The following is a 19177-nucleotide window of genomic DNA, read 5'->3' as shown; positions in this document are numbered from 1 at the left end:
CCGATAGTAGCACGTTCCCTGCCCGGCTGGAGTTACAGTAACAGCCCACCAAAAATAAAGCCGAACATGACAGACAAGGTGATAGCAAGGACGCCAGGAATAATAAAGGCATGGTTGAAGACAAACTTACCGATTCGGGTCGAACCCGTATCGTCCATCTCCACGGCGGCTAACAGGGTGGGATAGGTCGGTAACACAAACAGCGCAGACACGGCGGCAAATGAAGCGATGGCTGTCAGTGGCGTTACGCCAAGCGCTAACGCGGCAGGCAGCAGGGCTTTGGCGGTGGCGGCCTGGGAATAAAGCAGCATGGAAGAGAAGAACAGCACCAGCGCCAGCATCCACGGATAGGTTTTTAAGGTATCGCCCGCCAGCATCTGGATATCAGCCAGATGGGCTTTTACAAAGGTGTCGCCCAGCCAGGCCACGCCCATCACACAGATGCAGGCGCTCATGCCAGACTTGAATGTGCTGGCGCTGAGGATAGCACCGGTATCAATTTTGCAGGTCAGACTGATCAGCGTGGCAATAGTGAGCATAAACACGACGATCGCCTCATTGCGCGGCAGCGGTGGGTTAGCGATCAGGTTGACGCTTTCGCTGGTGACGGTAGCGTAAATCACCACGGCGGCAATACCGGCCAGGAACAGCAGTACCGATTTTTTAGCGCCGGGTTGAGTCTGATAAACCGTCTCGCCGCGTAGCGTCACTTCACCTTTCGCCAGCCTTGCCTGGTAAACCTCATCATCTTTTAGCTCTTTACCCAGAAAATTGGTCACCAGGGCGGCAAGAAACAGCCCCACCATGGTGGCCGGAATGGCAATCGCCAGCAGCATGATATAGCTCACCCCGCGCGGTTCCAGCAGCGTGGCAAAGAACACCACCGCTGCCGAAATGGGAGAGGCGGTAATGGCGACCTGAGAGGCGACAACCGCAATCGATAACGGGCGGGAAGGCCGGACGCCTTGCTCTTTCGCCACTTCAGCAATGACCGGCAAGGTGGAGAAGGCGGTGTGGCCGGTACCCGCCAGCAGGGTCATCATGTAGGTCACCAGCGGCGCAAGGAAAGTGACATAACGTGGATGACGACGCAGCAAACGTTCGGCAAGGCTGACCAGATAATCCATGCCGCCCGCCACCTGCATGGCGGCAATCGCGGCGATCACGGCCATGATGATTTCGATCACATCAAAAGGGATCGCACCGGGCTTCATGCCAAAGCCCAGCGTCAGGATCAGGACGCCTGTGCCGCCTGCGAAACCTATGCCGATGCCGCCCAGGCGTGCGCCCAGCCAGATCGCCATCAACACGATAAACAGCTCAATCAGGAACATCTGTCACTTCCTCAAACAGGATTAGCCGGTAAGCAAACTCATCCTTTTAACAAACAAAAAGGCACATCGTTTTGATTACGATGTGCCTTTTACATCAGTAAGTACAATTAAGCCTTACTGTTCGTTTTCGTCGGTGTAACGTTTGGCTTTATAAACCGGATACATCAGATTTTGCACAGAGAAAATATCGTCCAGCTCGCTTTCGGTGAGCAGGCCGCGCTCAAGCACCACTTCGCGAACGCTTTTACCTGTTTCGGCACAAATTTTACCGACGATATCGCCATTATGGTGCCCAATGTAGGGGTTCAGGTAAGTGACGATGCCAATGGAGTTAAACACATAAGCTTCACAGACCGCTTTGTTGGCTGTGATGCCGTTAACGCATTTTTCCAGCAGGTTGTAGCAAGCGTTAGTCAGGATGCTGACCGACTCAAACAGCGCCTGGCCAATCACCGGTTCCATAACGTTAAGCTGCAGCTGCCCGGCCTCGGACGCCATGGTGACCGTGGTATCGTTGCCAATCACTTTGAAGCACACCTGGTTTACCACCTCAGGCACTACCGGATTCACTTTGGCAGGCATGATTGAGGAGCCGGCCTGCAATTCTGGCAGGTTAATTTCGTTCAGGCCGGCACGCGGACCCGACGAGAGCAGGCGAAGGTCGTTACAAATTTTAGAAAGCTTCACGGCCAGACGCTTCAGCGAAGAGTGCACCATAACGTAGGCGCCGCAGTCGGAGGTGGCCTCGATCAGATCTTCGGCTGGCACCACCGCCAGGTTACTGACTTCTGCCAGTTTCTGAACGGCTAAGTGTTGGTAGCCATCCGGCGTATTCAGGCGAGTACCAATAGCGGTCGCGCCCAGGTTAACCTCCAGCAGCAGTTCGCCGGTGCGCAAAATGCTTTTCGTCTCTTCATTGAGCAGCACGCTAAACGCATGGAATTCCTGACCCAGCGTCATCGGCACCGCATCCTGTAGCTGAGTACGGCCCATTTTTAAAATCGTCTGGAATTCGTCAGCTTTACGCTGGAAACCTTCGGCTAACTGGCTGATGCCGTCGAGCAGTTTCAACAGCGAGCTGTAAACGGCGATGCGAAAGCCGGTCGGGTAAGCATCGTTGGTGGACTGGCATTTATTCACGTGGTCGTTGGGATTCAGATACTGGTATTCGCCTTTCTGATGCCCCATCAGCTCCAGACCAATATTGGCCAGCACCTCATTGGTATTCATGTTGACCGAGGTGCCCGCGCCGCCTTGATACACATCGACCGGGAACTGATCCATGCAGCGACCTTTGTTCAGCACTTCATCGCAGGCCTGAATAATGGTATTGGCGATGTCACGCGGCAACGTTTGCAGCTCTTTATTGGCCATCGCCGCCGCTTTTTTTACCATCACCATGCCGCGCACAAACTCAGGAATATCACTGATTTTGCTGTTGCTGATGTAAAAGTTTTCAATCGCACGCAAAGTATGAACGCCATAATAAGCATCCGCCGGAACTTCGCGCATGCCTAACAGGTCTTCTTCGATACGAATGTTGTTCGCCATGATAACCTTCTTGTTGTCACTGCTAACCATCGCAGATGATGTGTTTGTTTTGTGGGGAAGCGCCAGAACCGCTATTTTATCCGTATTCAGGCGGGTGAGCACGATCCTATTCTGACCCAGCCCTAAAGCGCGAACAGAGATCACCTTACTGGCCTTATGACGTTAACAATATGTGAAATTGCTCACAAATTTAACCCTGCAGCAAAAATTTGCCTGGCACGGTTGAAATGGGCGGCCTGAATGACCATCTCTGTATCTTGTTATCATCATTTTTACGCTGCCGGGTCATCAGCCGGGCAGCCTGACTCACAGGAGAATCCGGTGCGCTGGTTACCGTTAGTGATCTTTTTCGTACTGGCCTGGATTGAGATCTCGCTTTTCATTCAGGTTGCACACGTCCTTGGCGTGCTGCTCACCATGCTGCTGGTGGTTTTCACCTCCTGCATCGGCGTGTCTTTGGTTAAAAATCAGGGCATGAAAAACTTTATGCTGATGCAGGAGAAGCTGGCTCGTAACGAAAGTCCGGCGCAGGAAATGGTGAAAAGCGTTTCGCTGATCATTGCCGGTTTCCTGCTGCTGCTGCCGGGTTTCTTTACCGACATGCTGGGCCTGCTGCTCTTACTGCCACCAGTGCAAAAACACCTGACCTTAAAACTGATGCCGCATCTGCGCGTCTGGCGGGGGCCGGGTGCAGGCCCGGACAGCGGTTATACAATGGATGGCGAGTTCGAACGCAAAGACAGCGATCGCCTTGAACATCATGACGATCCAAAAGATCGTTAATCTCATCCTCTTAGCGCGACATCAGGTCGCGCTTTTTGTTTGTCTTCTGACCCGTCCGCGCGGTTTGTCTAAAAAGTCATCAGTTGCATCATCAGACTAAAAAAATTTGTGGGTTGCCCCCTTGAAAGTGTCAGGTCGCGGCCCTATCTCTCTGGTCACGAGGCCGGAAGCCACACAGCCCGGTATTCAACCCAAAAATGAATGATTGGACTTCTCAAAGGAGAGCTATCAAATGAAAATTCGTCCATTACACGATCGTGTCATCGTGAAGCGTAAAGAAGTTGAAGCTAAGTCAGCGGGTGGCATTGTGCTGACCGGTTCTGCAGCAGGCAAATCCACGCGTGGTGAAGTCCTGGCTGTGGGCAAAGGCCGTATCCTTGAGAGTGGCGAAGTGAAGCCGCTGGACGTACAAGTTGGTGACGTCGTGATCTTCAGCGAAGGCTACGGTGCCAAAACTGAAAAAATCGACAACGAAGAAGTCCTGATCATCTCTGAAAGCGACATTCTGGCGATTGTTGAAGCGTAAGTTTTACGCGTAATTCACTGAACGAAACGAATTTAAGGGAAATTTGAAATGGCAGCTAAAGACGTAAAATTCGGTAATGACGCACGCGTAAAAATGTTGCGTGGCGTGAACGTACTGGCAGATGCAGTAAAAGTTACCCTGGGCCCGAAAGGCCGTAACGTGGTTCTGGATAAATCTTTTGGTGCACCGACCATCACTAAAGATGGTGTTTCTGTTGCGCGTGAAATCGAGCTGGAAGACAAGTTCGAAAACATGGGCGCACAGATGGTGAAAGAAGTTGCCTCTAAAGCGAACGACGCAGCAGGCGACGGTACCACCACGGCAACCGTGCTGGCGCAGTCCATCATCACCGAAGGCCTGAAAGCCGTTGCAGCGGGCATGAACCCGATGGATCTGAAGCGCGGTATCGACCAGGCGGTCATCGCTGCGGTTGAAGAACTGAAAAAACTGTCTGTTCCTTGCTCAGACTCCAAAGCTATCGCTCAGGTAGGGACTATCTCTGCTAACTCTGATGAAACCGTCGGTACCCTGATCGCTCAGGCGATGGAAAAAGTGGGCAAAGAAGGCGTCATCACCGTTGAAGAAGGCACCGGCCTGCAGGACGAGCTGGACGTGGTTGAAGGTATGCAGTTCGACCGTGGCTACCTGTCTCCGTACTTCATCAACAAGCCAGAAACAGGTGCCGTTGAGCTGGAAACCCCGTTCATCCTGCTGGCTGACAAGAAGATTTCTAACATCCGTGAAATGCTGCCAGTGCTGGAAGCCGTTGCGAAAGCAGGCAAACCACTGCTGATCATCGCGGAAGACGTAGAAGGCGAAGCGCTGGCAACGCTGGTGGTGAACACCATGCGCGGCATCGTGAAAGTGGCTGCGGTTAAAGCACCGGGCTTCGGCGACCGCCGTAAAGCCATGCTGCAGGATATCGCTATCCTGACCGGCGGTACCGTGATCTCTGAAGAGATCGGTATGGAGCTGGAAAAAGCAGCACTGGAAGATCTGGGCCAGGCGAAGCGTGTCGTGATCAACAAAGACACCACCACCATCATCGATGGCGTGGGTGAAGAAACCACTATTCAGGGTCGTGTCACTCAGATTCGTCAGCAGATTGAAGAAGCCACCTCTGACTACGACAAAGAAAAACTGCAGGAGCGCGTAGCGAAACTGGCAGGCGGCGTTGCCGTTCTGAAAGTGGGCGCAGCAACTGAAGTTGAAATGAAAGAGAAAAAAGCACGCGTTGAAGATGCCCTGCACGCAACCCGTGCTGCGGTTGAAGAAGGCGTGGTTGCAGGTGGTGGTGTGGCGCTGGTTCGCGTTGCAGCACAGCTGACCGAACTGCGTGGTCAGAACGAAGACCAGAACGTGGGTATCAAAGTTGCGCTGCGCGCAATGGAATCTCCACTGCGTCAGATCGTTTCTAACGCCGGCGAAGAGCCTTCTGTTGTGGCGAACAACGTGAAAGCAGGCGACGGTAACTACGGTTACAACGCGCAGACTGAAGAATACGGCAACATGATCGACTTCGGTATTCTGGACCCAACCAAAGTGACCCGTTCTGCTCTGCAGTACGCGGCATCGGTTGCTGGCCTGATGATCACCACCGAATGTATGGTCACTGACCTGCCGAAAGGCGATGCGCCAGACTTAGGTGCAGGCGCTGGCGGTATGGGTGGCATGGGCGGTATGGGCGGCATGATGTAATCGCCCCTGACGCTTGCGTCATAAGAACCCCCGATCGGAAACGGTCGGGGGTTTTTCTTTTGCAGAGGAAAGGGTATAAGTAGGGGCGCAACGGTTACGTTGGCACGGATTAGGGCAATGAATGTTCAGAAAAAATGCGTGTTTTTCTGCTACGCTGCCATCCGACACTGATGATAATAAATGGGGATTATAATGCGTATTAACCTCTTGCTCGGTCTTACGGCTGGTGCGTTATTGCTTGCAGGCTGCAGCAGCTCAACCGACCTGACTTCTGCTGGACAGCGCGTCACCTTTACCGATCAGCAGCCTGGCAAACAATGTCAGCTTCTGGGCAGCCTGACCGGCTCGCAAAGTAACTGGTTAAGCGGAGCCGGTGGCGAAACCAGCGCGCTGCGCGGTGCGGCTAACGACCTGCGGAACCGTGCTGCCGAAATGGGCGGAAACGTCATTTATGGCGCAACCAGTCCTACACAAAACCTGCTTTCAGCCTTTGCACCACTCGACAGCAAGATGACCGGCCAGGTCTATAAATGCCCTAACTGAGCCTGCGCTGAACAGGCAACATTTTTTGAGACGACCGGCCAATGTGCCGGTCGTTTTTTTAGCGTTTATCAATGGCTTTTAGCCGCCAGTGCAACGGGTTGGCAGCCCGCTGCTCGGCGGAAATGAGGCTTGCGGCTACCGGGCTGTGTGCCGCCCGTGATTTATTCCTGCCGAAGTTGCAGATCCAGCGGGGTTTTACTGGGTTCCCCGCCGATCTCACGTGCCAGCTTCGGCACCAGATAACCGGACACCCGCGGCAGCAGGCTACGCATCAACGCCCGGGCTTCTTCATCAGAAACGAAGAAATGCGCTGCGCCCTGCACTTTGTCCAGCACATGCAGGTAGTAGGGCAGAATGCCGGCATCAAACAGCGCATTGCTCAGCGCCGCCAGGGTTTGTGCATCATCATTCACGCCGCGCAGCAGTACGCTCTGATTAAGCAGCGTCACGTCAGCACGTTTCAGGCGCAGCATGGCATCGCAGAGCGCCTCATCAATCTCACGGGCGTGGTTGATGTGGGTGACCATCAAGACCTGAAGCCGCGTTTCCGCCAGCGTCTGACACAGCGCCTCGGTAATGCGATCCGGAATCACGACCGGCAGTCGACTGTGGATACGTAGCCGTTTCAGATGCGGGATAGCGCCCAGCGCGTCAATGAGCCAGGCCAGTTCATGATCTTTTGCCATTAACGGATCGCCACCCGAAAAGATGATCTCATCCAGTTCAGGATGGGCTGCAATATAATCCAGCGCGGCCTGCCAGTTACGCTTGTTGCCCTGATTATCCTGATAGGGAAAATGACGGCGGAAGCAGTAGCGGCAGTTCACCGCGCAGCCGCCTTTGACCAGCAGCAATGCACGGTTTTTATATTTATGCAGTAATCCCGGCACGACGCTATTTTGTTCGTCCAGCGGATCGGTGCTATAACCGGGCGCGTCGACAAACTCCTGACGGCTGGTCAGGACCTGGAGTAGAAGGGGATCCTGCGCATCGCCTTTTTTCATTCGCCGGATAAAGGCGCGCGGCACGCGCAGGGCAAAAAGTCGGCGTGCGTCGCCGCCAGCAGCCAGATCCGGATGATGGTCGAGCGCTAAAAGTTGCAGTAATTCATGAGGATCAGTGACAACATCAGCAAGTTGCTGCAACCAATCTTCTCTGGAAGGGGAATTTAGGGTTACAATGTGTGCCATTTTTTTGGCTATTACCAGTTAATATCTACAGAGGGCCTTTATGGCGACTTATCTTAGCAACGATTTCCGTCCCGGTCTTAAAATCATGTTCGAAGGCGAACCTTATGCCATCGAATCAAGCGAGTTCGTTAAGCCGGGTAAAGGTCAGGCGTTTGCACGTGTAAAAATGCGTCGTCTGCTGACCGGTTCACGCGTTGAGAAAACCTTCAAATCAACGGATTCTGCCGAAGGCGCAGACGTGAAGGATATGACGCTGCAGTACTCTTACAACGACGGCGATTTCTACTACTTCATGCACCCGGAATCTTTTGAGCAGTACCAGGTTGAAGCAAAAGTGCTGGATGAAGTGCAGAAGTGGTTGCAGGACAACGCGGAGTGTATCGTAACCTTGTGGAACGATAAACCGATTGCGGTTCAGCCACCAAACTTTGTTGAAGCGGAAGTCATTGAAACTGACCCAGGCCTGAAAGGTGATACTGCCGGTACGGGCGGTAAGCCAGCAACGCTGTCTACGGGGGCAGTCATTAAAGTGCCATTGTTCGTGCAGATTGGCGAGGTGGTGAAGGTTGATACCCGCTCTGGCGAATACGTGTCACGCGTAAAATAACCCTGAAAGGCGCATCCTGTGATGCGCCTTTTTTTGAGTGAGTTCACCATGAAAAAACGAGCAAAACTTATCGCCTTGGCGTTGCTGGTGGCTTCTGGACTAAGCGGCTGTAACACCTTCCACGGTTTTGGCGAAGACGTATCTCACCTGGGCGGCGCAATCTCGCGCGCGGCTAAATAAGTTATTCCTGCCTTCCTTTTTTCGGCGGCTCAGGCTCGCGACGTTGCATAATCAGTCTATGCTTTAAAAGCTGTACCTATAATGCAACCAAAAAGGATATGGATATGTTGAAGAAAAGTATTGTTGCGATTTTCTCTGTGATGATGTTCTCTGCACTGCTTTCTGGCTGCAACACCACGCGCGGCGTCGGCGAAGACGTTGAAGCGGGCGGCCATGCAATCCAGCGTAGCGCGCAGTAACGGTAAAACCGGTACGAACGTTTTTCGTACCGGCCTTTCTCTAGCCCTGTTTCACCCAAATCAGCTCATCTACCGGGAAACCGGCCTGGCGTGCCTGCTGCACCAGCTTGTGTTTCACACCTTCATCCAACTGCGGCGTCCGTGACAGTATCCACAGATAGTGGCGGTTAGGCCCGCATACCAGTGCGTAACGGTAGTCAGGATCCAGCGCTATCACGTTATAGCCACCATAGAAGGGCCCAAAGAACGAGACCTTGAGTGCCGCACGCTGTTTATCGCCGGTGAAGTAGGCTTTACCCACGCTCTCCTGCCAGCGCTGCTTTTTAACGTTATAGCCGCGATTAACGACTTTCAGGCCGCCATCCTCACGTGGGCTGTAATTTGCCGTAACCTGTTCGAGGCCGCGTTCAAAGCCATGATCCAGCCGGGCTATCTCGTACCACTGACCGAGGTAACGCTGACTGTCGAAGTTTTCAACGACGGTAACGTTTTTTGGCGGTGTGGTCGTGCAGGCGACGGACAGGAAGGCACTCAGGCTGGCGACCAATGTTTTCCATGGAGACATAAAAAGATTCCTTTGTTATTTAACCTGTTAATTATAGAAGCCGGTCAGTTTATTGGACAGGCTTGCGCCACGATTGTTTGCCACTGACATTACGAGTAGACTTCCCTCCCTTATTTGTATCAGGAGCCGTCACCATGAGTGAAACGACAAGCTGGCAACCTGGCGCTTCGATTGCCAGTTTAATTAAACGCGCAGCCATTATTGCTGAAGTGCGTCGTTTCTTTGCCGATCGTGGCGTACTGGAAGTCGACACGCCCGCGATGAGTCAGGCCACGATTACCGACATTCATCTGGTGCCATTCCAGACGCGCTTTGTCGGCCCTGGCCTGTCTGAAGGCCGCGATCTCTGGCTGATGACCAGCCCGGAATACCACATGAAACGCCTGCTGGCGGCCGGAAGTGGCCCTATCTATCAAATGGGCCGCAGCTTTCGCAACGAAGAGGCCGGGCGCTACCACAACCCTGAATTCACCATGCTGGAGTGGTATCGCCCCCATTACGATATGTACCGCCTGATGAATGAGGTCGACGATCTGCTGCAGCAGGTGCTGGAGTGCGACAGCGCGGAGTCGCTCTCTTATCAGCAGGCCTTTATTCGTCATCTTGAGCTGGACCCGCTTTCTGCCGACAAAGCGCAGCTGCGTGAGGCGGCGGAAAAGCTGGGTGAGGGCGAGCTGGCCAGTCGGGAAGAGGACCGCGATACCTTGCTGATGCTGCTGTTTATGCTGGGCGTGGAACCGAAGATTGGTCAGGACAAGCCGTGTTTTATCTACCACTTTCCGGCCAGCCAGGCGGCATTAGCGGAGATCAGTACGGAAGATCATCGGGTGGCAGAGCGGTTTGAGGTGTATTACAAGGGCATTGAGCTGGCGAATGGCTTCCGCGAACTCACCGACAGCCGTGAACAGCGCCAACGCTTTGAGCAGGATAATCGTCGGCGTGCGGCGCGAGGGTTGCCGCAACATCCGATTGATCACTACCTGCTGGCCGCGCTGGAGCACGGCATGCCGGCCTGTTCGGGCGTTGCACTGGGCGTGGACAGGTTGATTATGCTGGCGCTGAAGGCAGAGTCGCTGTCGGAGGTGATTGCGTTTCCGGTAGACCGCTGCTGACGCTTAACGCCGTGCTGACAGAATGGCGCAGCGCCGTTTAAGCGGATAAACAAGGCCTCAAGTGGGCCTTGTTTGCGTTCACCGCTACTGACTGCTGTCCGGAAACTCCTGAATCGTCACCGGGAAGGTCAGCTTCTTGTCATTACGCAGCACCTGCACATTCACCACCGAGCCGGGCCGAATTTCCGCAACCTGGTCCATGGTTTCCTGTGCGGAGAGCGCCGGTTTACCGTCTACGCTCAGCAGCACATCATTGGCCTGGATACCGGCTTTCTCAGCCGGGCCGCCCGGCGTCACCACGCTGACGATAATGCCCTGAACCCGATCGAGACTGTTGCCCTGGCCGTGAAGCGGCGGCACTTCGCGGGCGGTAATGCCGATATAGCCGCGAATGACCCGACCATCACGGATGAGCTTATCCATTATTTTGGTTGCCAGCGCGGTGGGGATAGCAAAACCAATGCCTTCGGGCGTTTCGCCATCGCTGCTCTTATCGAACGTCAGGGTATTGATGCCCATGAGTTCGCCCAGCGAGTTAATCAGTGCGCCACCGGAGTTCCCCTGATTGATTGATGCATCCGTTTGCAGGAAGTTCTGGCGGCCTGACGAGCTGAGTCCGACGCGGCCCGTGGCGCTGATAATGCCCTGTGTGACCGTTTGTCCCAGGTTATAGGGGTTGCCGATGGCCATCACCACATCGCCAATGTGTGCGACGCGTTTGGGATTAATCGGGATAACCGGCAGGTTTGACGCGGTAATTTTTAGCACGGCCAAATCGGTCATGGCATCTGAACCCACCAGCGTGGCTTCAAAAAAACGGCCATCCTGTAGAGCGACGATGATCTGATCGGCATTATTGATAACGTGCTTGTTGGTCAGGATATAACCCCGGTTATTCATAATCACGCCAGAGCCCAGCGTGGTAATACCGCGGTTGTTGTTCCCATGCGCGCTGCGGTTGTAAACATTCACAACGGCAGGCACGGCACGCCTCACCCCTTGATTAAAGCCAAAGGGCGTTTCATCGTTACTGTCATTTTGACTATACAGGGCAGCACCGCCCAAACGCAGTGCGGGCAGCGCTGCGAGCAAGATGCCCGCAACAATCAGTCCCAACACCACTGAACGCAAGAGTTTAAGAAACATGGTGTTAAATCACGTCAGGGGAGAACGTTGGGGAGAATAACATGAGAGCGGCGGACACACACGTGCTTGTGTCCGCCATCGTGCGGGGTTTATCTCAATAACAGATAGATACTTTCCTCACCACGAACCACATTCAGCGCCATCACCGGCGGTTTGGCTTCCAGCACCTTGCGCATTTCGGCAATATTCTGAATTCGCGTGCGGTTGACGCCAATGATCACGTCATCTTTTTGCAGGCCGACCTGTTCAGCCGGAGTGCCTTTTTCGATGGCATCAATCTTCACGCCTTTATCACCGGTTTTGGTCTGACCATCGCTCAGAGTCGCGCCCTGCAGGGCTGGAGAAAGCAGCTGTGCGCTTGCCGTCGTCTGGGCGCTTTGCTCAAGGGTGACATCAACACTCACCGGTTTACCTTCACGTAGCAGGCCAAGCTTCACTTTCTCACCCGGCGCCGTCGTGCCGATCTTCACCCGCAGTTCTGCGAAGCTGGTAATCGGTTTATCGTTGACCGAAACAATGATATCGCCTGACTTGATACCGGCTTTTTGCGCCGCAGACTGGGGCAGCACTTCAGAAACGAACGCGCCGCGCTGTGCGTCAACGTTAAACGCTTTTGCGATGTCCGCGGTCATCTCGGTACCTTTGATACCCAACTGACCCCGTTTGACTTCGCCGTACTTAATTAACTGCTCGGCCAGGTTCATGGCCATATCGCTCGGAATCGCAAAGCCAATGCCGATATTGCCGCCACTGGAGGCCAGAATGGCGGTATTAATGCCGATCAGCTCGCCGTTCAGATTAACCAGCGCGCCGCCCGAGTTACCGCGGTTAATGGCGGCATCGGTCTGGATAAAGTTTTCCAGCCCTTCGAGATTCAGGCCGCTGCGGCCCAGTGCCGAAATAATTCCGGAGGTCGCTGTCTGACCAAGGCCAAAAGGATTGCCGATGGCCACGGCAAAATCACCGACTTTCAGCTGATCCGAATCGGCGACTTTTATCTGCGTCAGGTTTTTCGCGCCCTGAATCTGGATAAGGGCGATGTCGGTCTGCTCATCGTGACCAATCAGTTTGGCATCATATTCGCTGCCATCGCCGAGCTGGACGTTGATCTTATCCGCGCCGTTGACCACGTGGTTATTAGTCAGAACATAGCCTTTGGCGGCATCAATGATGACACCGGACCCCAGCCCCTCAAAGGGTTGAGGCTGGCTTGGGGCGCCACCGGGCAACTGGCCAAAGAAACGCTTAAGCGGCTCGGGAATATCCTGTGTCTGGGCCTGGGCATCAGACTGGGTGCCTTCAACGTGCACGCTGACCACAGCAGGTAATACTTTTTCCAGCATCGGTGCCAGGCTGGGAAGCGGCTGGCTCTGAATCTGTGCAGGCAGCGTCGCCATCGCGCCGGGCGCAGCGGCAAGACTCATTCCAATACTCAAGGCTAATGCGCTTAACAGTCGTGCTTGTTTTTTCATTGCTACAACGCTCTCGCTGCAAAAATGGGGGGAGTAAATCAATGAGACAGCCGTTTGCGGCCGGGGTTCGCAAAAACAGCGGGCACAGCGTCACTGTGCCCGATCATGCTTAGTCGCGGACGGCGCGTTCACCACGCAGTAAGCCAGAGGCGCCTTCAGAGTAGTCACGCGGCATTTGCACCGGTGCCTGATCGTTATCCGCTTCGGCTTCGGTCAGTTGCCATGCAAAGGGGTTTTTGTCCCCGGGCATGTTCGGCAGCAGGTCGTTGGACCCTTTCGCCATGTGCTGATAGAGCTGACGGTAATCACGCGCCATGTTATCCAGCAGCTCTGCGCTCTGCGCAAAGTGGTTGGTCAGCTCTTCGCGATAATCTGCCAGCTCGGCTTTCGTCTTATCCAGTTCGTACTGCATGCTGCGCTGCTCACGCAGCTTCCGGTTGCCAAAACGCATTGCGACTGCGCCGACAATAATACCTACCACTAAACCAATTAGCCCGTATTCCCAGGTCATAATGACTCCCGTGTTATTTCCGTTGTTCCGTAGGGCGTTGCACCACTTAATAATAGTCACTATACCCGTTAATCTTATGGATGTGGAACTCTGGAGCGCCATGCCTTAGTGTAGAGCGGCCTTTTTTTCGACAAACGACGTTTGAATAAGACAAAATTCAGGGACACTGAGCGAACCATGCAAACCTCATCTCCGCTTGCCCGCTATGAGCAGGCGCTATCACAGGGCGATTTCAAGCCCGACGACGTACAGCGTGAAGCGATTACCCGCTTAGATGCTATCCAGCAAGGGCTGATCGCGCGTCAGCACACCACCGAACTTCCCTCGCAGGGGCTGTTAGGTCGTCTGTCGAAGCTGATGGGAAAAGAAAAGTCGCAGCCCAAAGCGCCCGTCCGTGGCTTGTATATGTGGGGCGGTGTTGGCCGGGGGAAAACCTGGGTAATGGATCTGTTTTTTCAGTCTATTCCTGGCGACCGCAAACTGCGCTTACACTTTCACCGTTTCATGCTGCGCGTGCATGAAGAGCTGACCGAACTGCAGGGGCACAGCGATCCGTTACTGATCATCGCCGACCGCTTTAAAGCAGAAACCGATATTCTCTGTTTTGATGAGTTTTTTGTGTCTGACATCACGGATGCCATGCTGCTGGGAACGCTGATGGAAGCCCTGTTTGCGCGCGGCATCAGCCTGGTTGCGACCTCGAATATTCCGCCTGATAACCTGTACAAAAACGGCCTGCAGCGTGCCCGTTTTCTGCCCGCCATCGAGCAGATTAAGCAGCATTGTGAGGTAATGAATGTCGATGCGGGCATTGATTACCGTCTGCGTACGCTGACGTCCGCGCATTTGTGGACGTTTCCTCTGGGGCCGGAAACCTACGCCGAGATGGACCGCATGTTCCAGGCATTGTCAGGCGAAAAACGCGACAGCGCACCGGTGCTGGAGATCAATCACCGTAAAATGCCGACCCTGGGCGTGGCAGAAGGGGTGATTGCGATTGATTTTAAAACCCTGTGTGGAGAAGGGCGCAGCCAGCATGATTATATTGAGCTGTCACGCCGCTTTCACAGCGTCCTGCTGTTTGATGTACCGGTCATGATCTACAAGACGGAAGATCAGGCGCGGCGTTTTCTGGCGTTGGTGGATGAGTTTTACGAGCGCCATGTCAAACTGGTTGTCGCTGCAGAAACCTCCTTGTTCGAAATTTATCAGGGCACGCGCCTGAAATTTGAATATCAGCGCTGTCTGTCCCGTTTGCAGGAAATGCAGAGCGAAGAGTACCTGCGGCTGGCGCATTTACCCTGAGATTCCAGGTAATAAATGAAAATAGGGTTCGATTTTTGTAATCGACTTCTCTATAATCTTGCGACCCCACGTTACAGCACAGGATTTTTTTCCCAAATCCTCTGCGTTCCGGTAACGCTATCCGAAGGGGTGGCTTGCTGGTCAAAATGGTCGTGTGAGCCTCATTCGTTTACTTAAGCGTTTGGGATTTCACCAACGTGTAACTTAATTTGGGTAAGCTTTTCGATGAAAACTTTTACAGCTAAACCAGAAACCGTCCAACGTGACTGGTATGTTGTTGACGCAACTGGCAAAACCTTGGGTCGCCTAGCGACTGAACTGGCGCGCCGTCTGCGTGGTAAGCATAAAGCGGAATACACTCCGCACGTTGATACTGGTGATTACATCATCGTTCTGAACGCTGAGAAAGTTGCTGTAACCGGCAACAAGCGTTCTGACAAGATTTACTATCACCACACTGGTCACATCGGTGGTATCAAACAGGCGACCTTTGAAGAGATGATTGCTCGCCGTCCTGAGCGCGTGATTGAGATCGCGGTTAAAGGCATGCTGCCGAAGGGCCCGCTGGGTCGTGCTATGTACCGTAAACTGAAAGTTTACGCAGGTAACGAGCACAACCATGCGGCACAGCAACCGCAAGTTCTTGACATTTAATCGGGATTAAAGGCAATGGCTGAAACTCAAAACTACGGCACTGGTCGCCGCAAAAGCTCATCCGCACGCGTCTTCATCAAGCCGGGTAGCGGTAACATCGTAATCAACCAACGCTCTCTGGAGCAGTATTTCGGTCGCGAGACTGCACGCATGGTCGTGCGTCAGCCTCTGGAACTGGTTGATATGGTTGGTAAACTGGACCTGTACATCACCGTTAAAGGTGGTGGTATCTCTGGTCAGGCAGGAGCGATCCGTCATGGTATCACCCGCGCTCTGATGGAGTATGATGAGTCACTGCGTGGCGAACTGCGTAAAGCAGGCTTCGTTACCCGTGATGCTCGTCAGGTTGAACGTAAGAAAGTCGGCCTGCGTAAAGCACGTCGTCGTCCTCAGTTCTCCAAGCGTTAATTGTTGCTGCTTCGGCAGACACAGTTGGCACAAAAAACCCGCTCCGGCGGGTTTTTTATTTTTATTCTCAGGTCATCCTGTCGTATAAAACCACAATACTGTTCGCATTTTACCCGCAAAAATGCATTCCCCCACCCACAAGCTGCCTAAAATCTGGTAAACTCTGTGTCACTTTGCGCCCGCAAGCTGGCGCGTTATGCGCCTCGCATTAGTCGGGGGTGGTTAGCGCGGATTGCGAGCGAGTTCTATGAGCAGGTGAGTCGCCGTGTGGTTGGCCATTCGCAGTAACTTTTTGTGAACAAACTGGGAGGTTTTCATGGCTGTCGCTGCCAACAAACGTTCGGTAATGACGCTGTTTTCTGGTCCTACTGACATTTTTAGCCATCAGGTACGTATCGTGCTTGCCGAGAAAGGTGTCAGCGTAGAGATCGAGCAGGTCGAAATGGATAACCTGCCGCAGGATCTGATTGACCTCAATCCGTACCGCACTGTGCCGACGCTGGTAGATCGCGAACTGACGCTGTACGAATCACGCATCATCATGGAATATCTGGATGAGCGTTTTCCCCACCCACCATTGATGCCTGTCTATCCGGTTGCACGTGGCGAAAGCCGTTTAATGATGCACCGTATTGAGCAAGACTGGTACAGCCTGATGAGAAAGGTTGAGAACAGTAGCGGTCAGGAAGCTGAAGCGGCGCGTAAGCAGCTGCGTGAAGAGCTGCTGGCTATTGCTCCTCTGTTTGGGCGTACGCCATTCTTTATGAGCGACGAGTTCAGCCTGGTAGACTGCTATCTGGCTCCGCTGTTGTGGCGTTTACCGTCAATGGGTATCGATCTGCTCGGGTCGGGCTCTAAAGAGCTGAAAGGCTACATGAACCGCGTATTTGAGCGTGACTCCTTCCTTGCTTCACTGACTGAAGCTGAACGTGAAATGCGCCTGCAAGCCCGGGGCTAACGTATGGAAATGTCACAACTCACAGCCCGCCGACCTTATTTGCTGCGTGCTTTTTATGACTGGTTACTGGATAACCAGCTCACACCGCATCTGGTCGTCGACATCAACCTGCCTGGCGTTCAGGTTCCACTCGAATATGCCCGCGATGGTCAGATCGTACTGAACATTGCGCCGCGTGCCGTGGGTAACCTTGATCTGGGCAATGACGAAGTCTCGTTTAACGCACGTTTTGGTGGCGTTCCACGTCAGGTGAATGTCCCAATGGCGGCCATACTCGCCATCTATGCGCGTGAAAACGGCGCAGGCACGATGTTTGAACCTGAACCGGCCTATGAAGGCGGCACACAGGAATTTGCTGAGAATCAGGAAGAGACGGTCATGTCAGTGATTGACGGCGACCGCCCTGATGATGCCAGCGATGACGATAATTCACCGGATGACGATCCCCCGCCACGTGGTGGCCGTCCCGCACTGCGCGTGGTGAAATAACACAGAATACCCGTCACCTGACGGGTATTTTTTTGCCTGTCTGCCAGCCGGTAACAGGCATAAAAAAATCCGGGAACACAGGTTGCCCGGATTTTTACTTTCTGCCGCAGCGATCAGTAAACGTCGCGCAGGTAGCGTTTCTCTTTCTTCAACTGATCGATGTAGTCAGCGGCCCGTTCACTGGAGAGCCCGCCAAACTGACGTACGATTTCATACAGCGCGCTATCCACGTCTTTCGCCATGCGTGATGCATCGCCACACACGTAAAAGTGACCGCCTTCCTGCAGCCAGGCATAGAGCTCTGCACCCTGTTCCAGCATCCGGTTTTGCACGTAGATTTTCTTGTCCTGATCGCGTGAGAACGCCAGATCGAGACGCGTGAGCAGCCCGCTTTCCTGCCAGGCCGTCAGTTCTTCGCGATAAATGAAGTCGTGTTCCTGATGCTGATCGCCAAAGAACAACCAGTTTTTACCCTGAGCGCCTGTTACCTGACGCTCCTGCAAAAAGGCGCGGAACGGGGCGATACCGGTGCCGGGGCCGACCATAATCAGCGGGGCGTTGCCGTTAGCCGGAACGCGAAAGGCTTTGTTGGGTGAGATGAAGATCGCGGGCTTTTCACCACGGCGTACACGCTCAGCCAGATAGGTAGAGCACACGCCGCTGCGGTTGCGGCCACCGCTGTGATAGCGCACTGAGGCGATGGTCAGGTGAACCTGATTCGGATGCGCTTTTGAGCTGGACGAGATGGAGTAGGCGCGATGCTGCAGCGGGCGCAGCAGGGCGACGAACTCGGGTACGCTCAGGCTACGCGTCAGTTCGAGCTGGAGCAGATCCAGCGTATCTTTGCCCCATAGCCAGACACCGAGCGCATCTTTGTCGTCGTGCTGAAGCACGTGACGCAGCTCCTGGTTGGTGGTGTTTTGGCCCACCCACTCGATCAGCTTGCGTGAAGGCTCTGAAATTTCAAACTGGTAGGTCAGCAGGTCGCCCAGGCTCCTGTCGAATCCCGGCACCGGCGTCTGGTAATCGGCGTTCAACTGGGTAAGCAGCAGGCTGACCAGCGACGGCTCGTTGACCGGAATCACGCCAAGTGCGTCACCGGCTTCATACTTCAGGCCGCTGTCGGTGAGATCAAACTCGACGTGGCGAATATCTTTTGCCGATTGCTCACTCGACAGGCGTTTATTGGTGATCAGGGCTGCCGCATACGGATTCGATTTGTTGCTGCCAGGAATAACCGGCGCTTCCGGGGCGCTCTCCAGCACCGTGCCGCTGCTGCCTGCGCTGCTGGCAAACTGGGGCATCGTGCTGTTAATCCACTCATTTGACGGCTCTTCGTAATCAATATCGCAGTCAATGCGGTCAACAACGCGCTTTGCCCCAAGCTGTTCCAGGCGCATATCCAGGAACTTACCTGCCTGACAGAATCCGTCATAGCCGGTATCGCCAATGGCCAGCACGGCGAAGTGCATCTGCTCCAGGCGTGGCGCGGTGCTGGCGGAAATAGCGTCCCAAAACAGCTGGGCGTTGTCGGGCATTTCACCTTCACCATAGGTCGAAGTGACAATCAGCACGTGTCGCATGGTGGCGAACACGTCGAGATCCACATCGCCTAATGCCTGAACGACCGGCACCAGACCTTTGGCACGGGCTGACTTCGCCGCTGACTGGGCCAGCGCCTCAGCATTACCGGTCTGAGAACCATAAAGGATGTGCAGTTGGGTGGTCGCGGCAGCGCTGCTGCCCGCCGCCGGCTGCTGTTTGTCTTCCAGCACCAACAAACGGGAGTGCAGGCCAGCCAGGAAGCCCGCCAGCCAGTATTTCTGATCACCATTGAAAGGTGCATCTTCAGGAATATATGGAATTTTCATGGATACCTTTACTCAATCCCGCTCTTAACCGTCAT

The 19177-nt window shown here is 54.1% G+C and carries 21 protein-coding genes; 13 read left to right on the top strand and 8 right to left on the bottom strand.

Going from position 1 to position 19177, the window contains the following annotated elements:
- Positions 1–32: 32 nt before the first annotated feature.
- Positions 33–1334 carry an anaerobic C4-dicarboxylate transporter gene (locus tag PAGR_RS19400; RefSeq protein ID WP_014606763.1) on the bottom strand — a complete coding sequence of 434 codons (1302 nt, stop codon included), beginning with the start codon at positions 1332–1334 and terminating at the stop codon, positions 33–35.
- Positions 1335–1448: 114 nt separating this feature from the next.
- Positions 1449–2885, bottom strand: coding sequence for an aspartate ammonia-lyase (aspA, locus tag PAGR_RS19395; RefSeq protein ID WP_015701111.1), 1437 nt, complete (start codon positions 2883–2885; stop codon positions 1449–1451).
- 321 nt (positions 2886–3206) lie between these two features.
- Between aspA and PAGR_RS19390 the strand changes: the two genes are divergently transcribed.
- The 4 genes from PAGR_RS19390 (at position 3207) to PAGR_RS19375 (ending at position 6435) form a co-directional block, all read left to right on the top strand.
- The gene (locus tag PAGR_RS19390) at positions 3207–3668 is read left to right on the top strand and encodes an FxsA family protein (RefSeq protein WP_014606762.1); all 462 of its coding nucleotides are present in this window, start codon (positions 3207–3209) and stop codon (positions 3666–3668) included.
- Between the two features lie 232 nt (positions 3669–3900).
- On the top strand, positions 3901–4194 hold the full coding sequence (locus tag PAGR_RS19385) for a co-chaperone GroES (RefSeq protein WP_014606761.1): 294 nt from the start codon (positions 3901–3903) through the stop codon (positions 4192–4194).
- Positions 4195–4242: 48 nt separating this feature from the next.
- Positions 4243–5892 (top strand): chaperonin GroEL, encoded by a 1650-nt coding sequence (gene groL, locus PAGR_RS19380; RefSeq protein ID WP_013024301.1) that lies wholly within the window; start codon positions 4243–4245, stop codon positions 5890–5892.
- A 192-nt stretch (positions 5893–6084) separates the two neighbouring features.
- Positions 6085–6435 carry a DUF4156 domain-containing protein gene (locus tag PAGR_RS19375; protein ID WP_014606760.1) on the top strand — a complete coding sequence of 117 codons (351 nt, stop codon included), beginning with the start codon at positions 6085–6087 and terminating at the stop codon, positions 6433–6435.
- 161 nt (positions 6436–6596) lie between these two features.
- On the opposite strand, the gene epmB is transcribed toward PAGR_RS19375, so the two are convergent.
- Complete coding sequence (gene epmB / locus PAGR_RS19370) at positions 6597–7625, bottom strand: EF-P beta-lysylation protein EpmB (RefSeq protein ID WP_014595146.1); 1029 nt, start codon at positions 7623–7625, stop codon at positions 6597–6599.
- A gap of 40 nt (positions 7626–7665) precedes the next feature.
- Here epmB and efp point away from each other — a divergent pair, with 40 nt between their 5' ends.
- From efp to PAGR_RS19355, 3 genes are all read left to right on the top strand, one after another.
- On the top strand, positions 7666–8232 hold the full coding sequence (gene efp / locus PAGR_RS19365) for an elongation factor P (protein ID WP_013024304.1): 567 nt from the start codon (positions 7666–7668) through the stop codon (positions 8230–8232).
- A gap of 48 nt (positions 8233–8280) precedes the next feature.
- Positions 8281–8412: an entericidin A/B family lipoprotein gene (locus PAGR_RS19360; RefSeq protein ID WP_024472200.1), complete on the top strand. Its 132-nt coding sequence runs from the start codon at positions 8281–8283 to the stop codon at positions 8410–8412.
- Between the two features lie 104 nt (positions 8413–8516).
- Positions 8517–8651, top strand: coding sequence for an entericidin A/B family lipoprotein (locus PAGR_RS19355; RefSeq protein ID WP_014606758.1), 135 nt, complete (start codon positions 8517–8519; stop codon positions 8649–8651).
- Between the two features lie 40 nt (positions 8652–8691).
- On the opposite strand, the gene PAGR_RS19350 is transcribed toward PAGR_RS19355, so the two are convergent.
- Complete coding sequence (locus PAGR_RS19350) at positions 8692–9216, bottom strand: lipocalin family protein (protein WP_013024307.1); 525 nt, start codon at positions 9214–9216, stop codon at positions 8692–8694.
- A gap of 134 nt (positions 9217–9350) precedes the next feature.
- Between PAGR_RS19350 and epmA the strand changes: the two genes are divergently transcribed.
- On the top strand, positions 9351–10328 hold the full coding sequence (gene epmA, locus PAGR_RS19345; RefSeq protein WP_014595148.1) for an elongation factor P--(R)-beta-lysine ligase: 978 nt from the start codon (positions 9351–9353) through the stop codon (positions 10326–10328).
- 84 nt (positions 10329–10412) lie between these two features.
- On the opposite strand, the gene degS is transcribed toward epmA, so the two are convergent.
- The 3 genes from degS to zapG all read right to left on the bottom strand — a co-directional run bounded on the left by degS (position 10413) and on the right by zapG (position 13457).
- A complete protein-coding gene (gene degS, locus PAGR_RS19340; RefSeq protein WP_013024309.1) occupies positions 10413–11474 on the bottom strand; it encodes an outer membrane-stress sensor serine endopeptidase DegS in 1062 nt (353 codons plus the stop codon).
- Between the two features lie 89 nt (positions 11475–11563).
- Complete coding sequence (gene degQ / locus PAGR_RS19335; protein ID WP_014595149.1) at positions 11564–12946, bottom strand: serine endoprotease DegQ; 1383 nt, start codon at positions 12944–12946, stop codon at positions 11564–11566.
- A 109-nt stretch (positions 12947–13055) separates the two neighbouring features.
- On the bottom strand, positions 13056–13457 hold the full coding sequence (gene zapG / locus PAGR_RS19330; RefSeq protein WP_006121720.1) for a Z-ring associated protein ZapG: 402 nt from the start codon (positions 13455–13457) through the stop codon (positions 13056–13058).
- 177 nt (positions 13458–13634) lie between these two features.
- Here zapG and zapE point away from each other — a divergent pair, with 177 nt between their 5' ends.
- The 5 genes from zapE (at position 13635) to sspB (ending at position 17271) form a co-directional block, all read left to right on the top strand.
- Entirely contained in the window at positions 13635–14762 is a 1128-nt protein-coding gene (gene zapE, locus PAGR_RS19325; RefSeq protein WP_014595150.1) for a cell division protein ZapE, read from the top strand.
- 225 nt (positions 14763–14987) lie between these two features.
- On the top strand, positions 14988–15416 hold the full coding sequence (gene rplM, locus PAGR_RS19320; protein ID WP_006121722.1) for a 50S ribosomal protein L13: 429 nt from the start codon (positions 14988–14990) through the stop codon (positions 15414–15416).
- 15 nt (positions 15417–15431) lie between these two features.
- Positions 15432–15824: a 30S ribosomal protein S9 gene (gene rpsI, locus PAGR_RS19315; protein WP_006121723.1), complete on the top strand. Its 393-nt coding sequence runs from the start codon at positions 15432–15434 to the stop codon at positions 15822–15824.
- 316 nt (positions 15825–16140) lie between these two features.
- Complete coding sequence (sspA, locus tag PAGR_RS19310; protein WP_013024313.1) at positions 16141–16782, top strand: stringent starvation protein SspA; 642 nt, start codon at positions 16141–16143, stop codon at positions 16780–16782.
- A gap of 3 nt (positions 16783–16785) precedes the next feature.
- Entirely contained in the window at positions 16786–17271 is a 486-nt protein-coding gene (gene sspB / locus PAGR_RS19305; RefSeq protein ID WP_013024314.1) for a ClpXP protease specificity-enhancing factor, read from the top strand.
- A 113-nt stretch (positions 17272–17384) separates the two neighbouring features.
- On the opposite strand, the gene PAGR_RS19300 is transcribed toward sspB, so the two are convergent.
- A complete protein-coding gene (locus tag PAGR_RS19300; protein WP_013024315.1) occupies positions 17385–19142 on the bottom strand; it encodes a sulfite reductase subunit alpha in 1758 nt (585 codons plus the stop codon).
- Positions 19143–19177: the final 35 nt, after the last annotated feature.

Origin of the sequence: Pantoea ananatis PA13 (assembly GCF_000233595.1) — a bacterium.
Lineage (GTDB): Bacteria > Pseudomonadota > Gammaproteobacteria > Enterobacterales > Enterobacteriaceae > Pantoea > Pantoea ananatis.
This window is presented reverse-complemented; position numbering and strand designations above follow the sequence as displayed.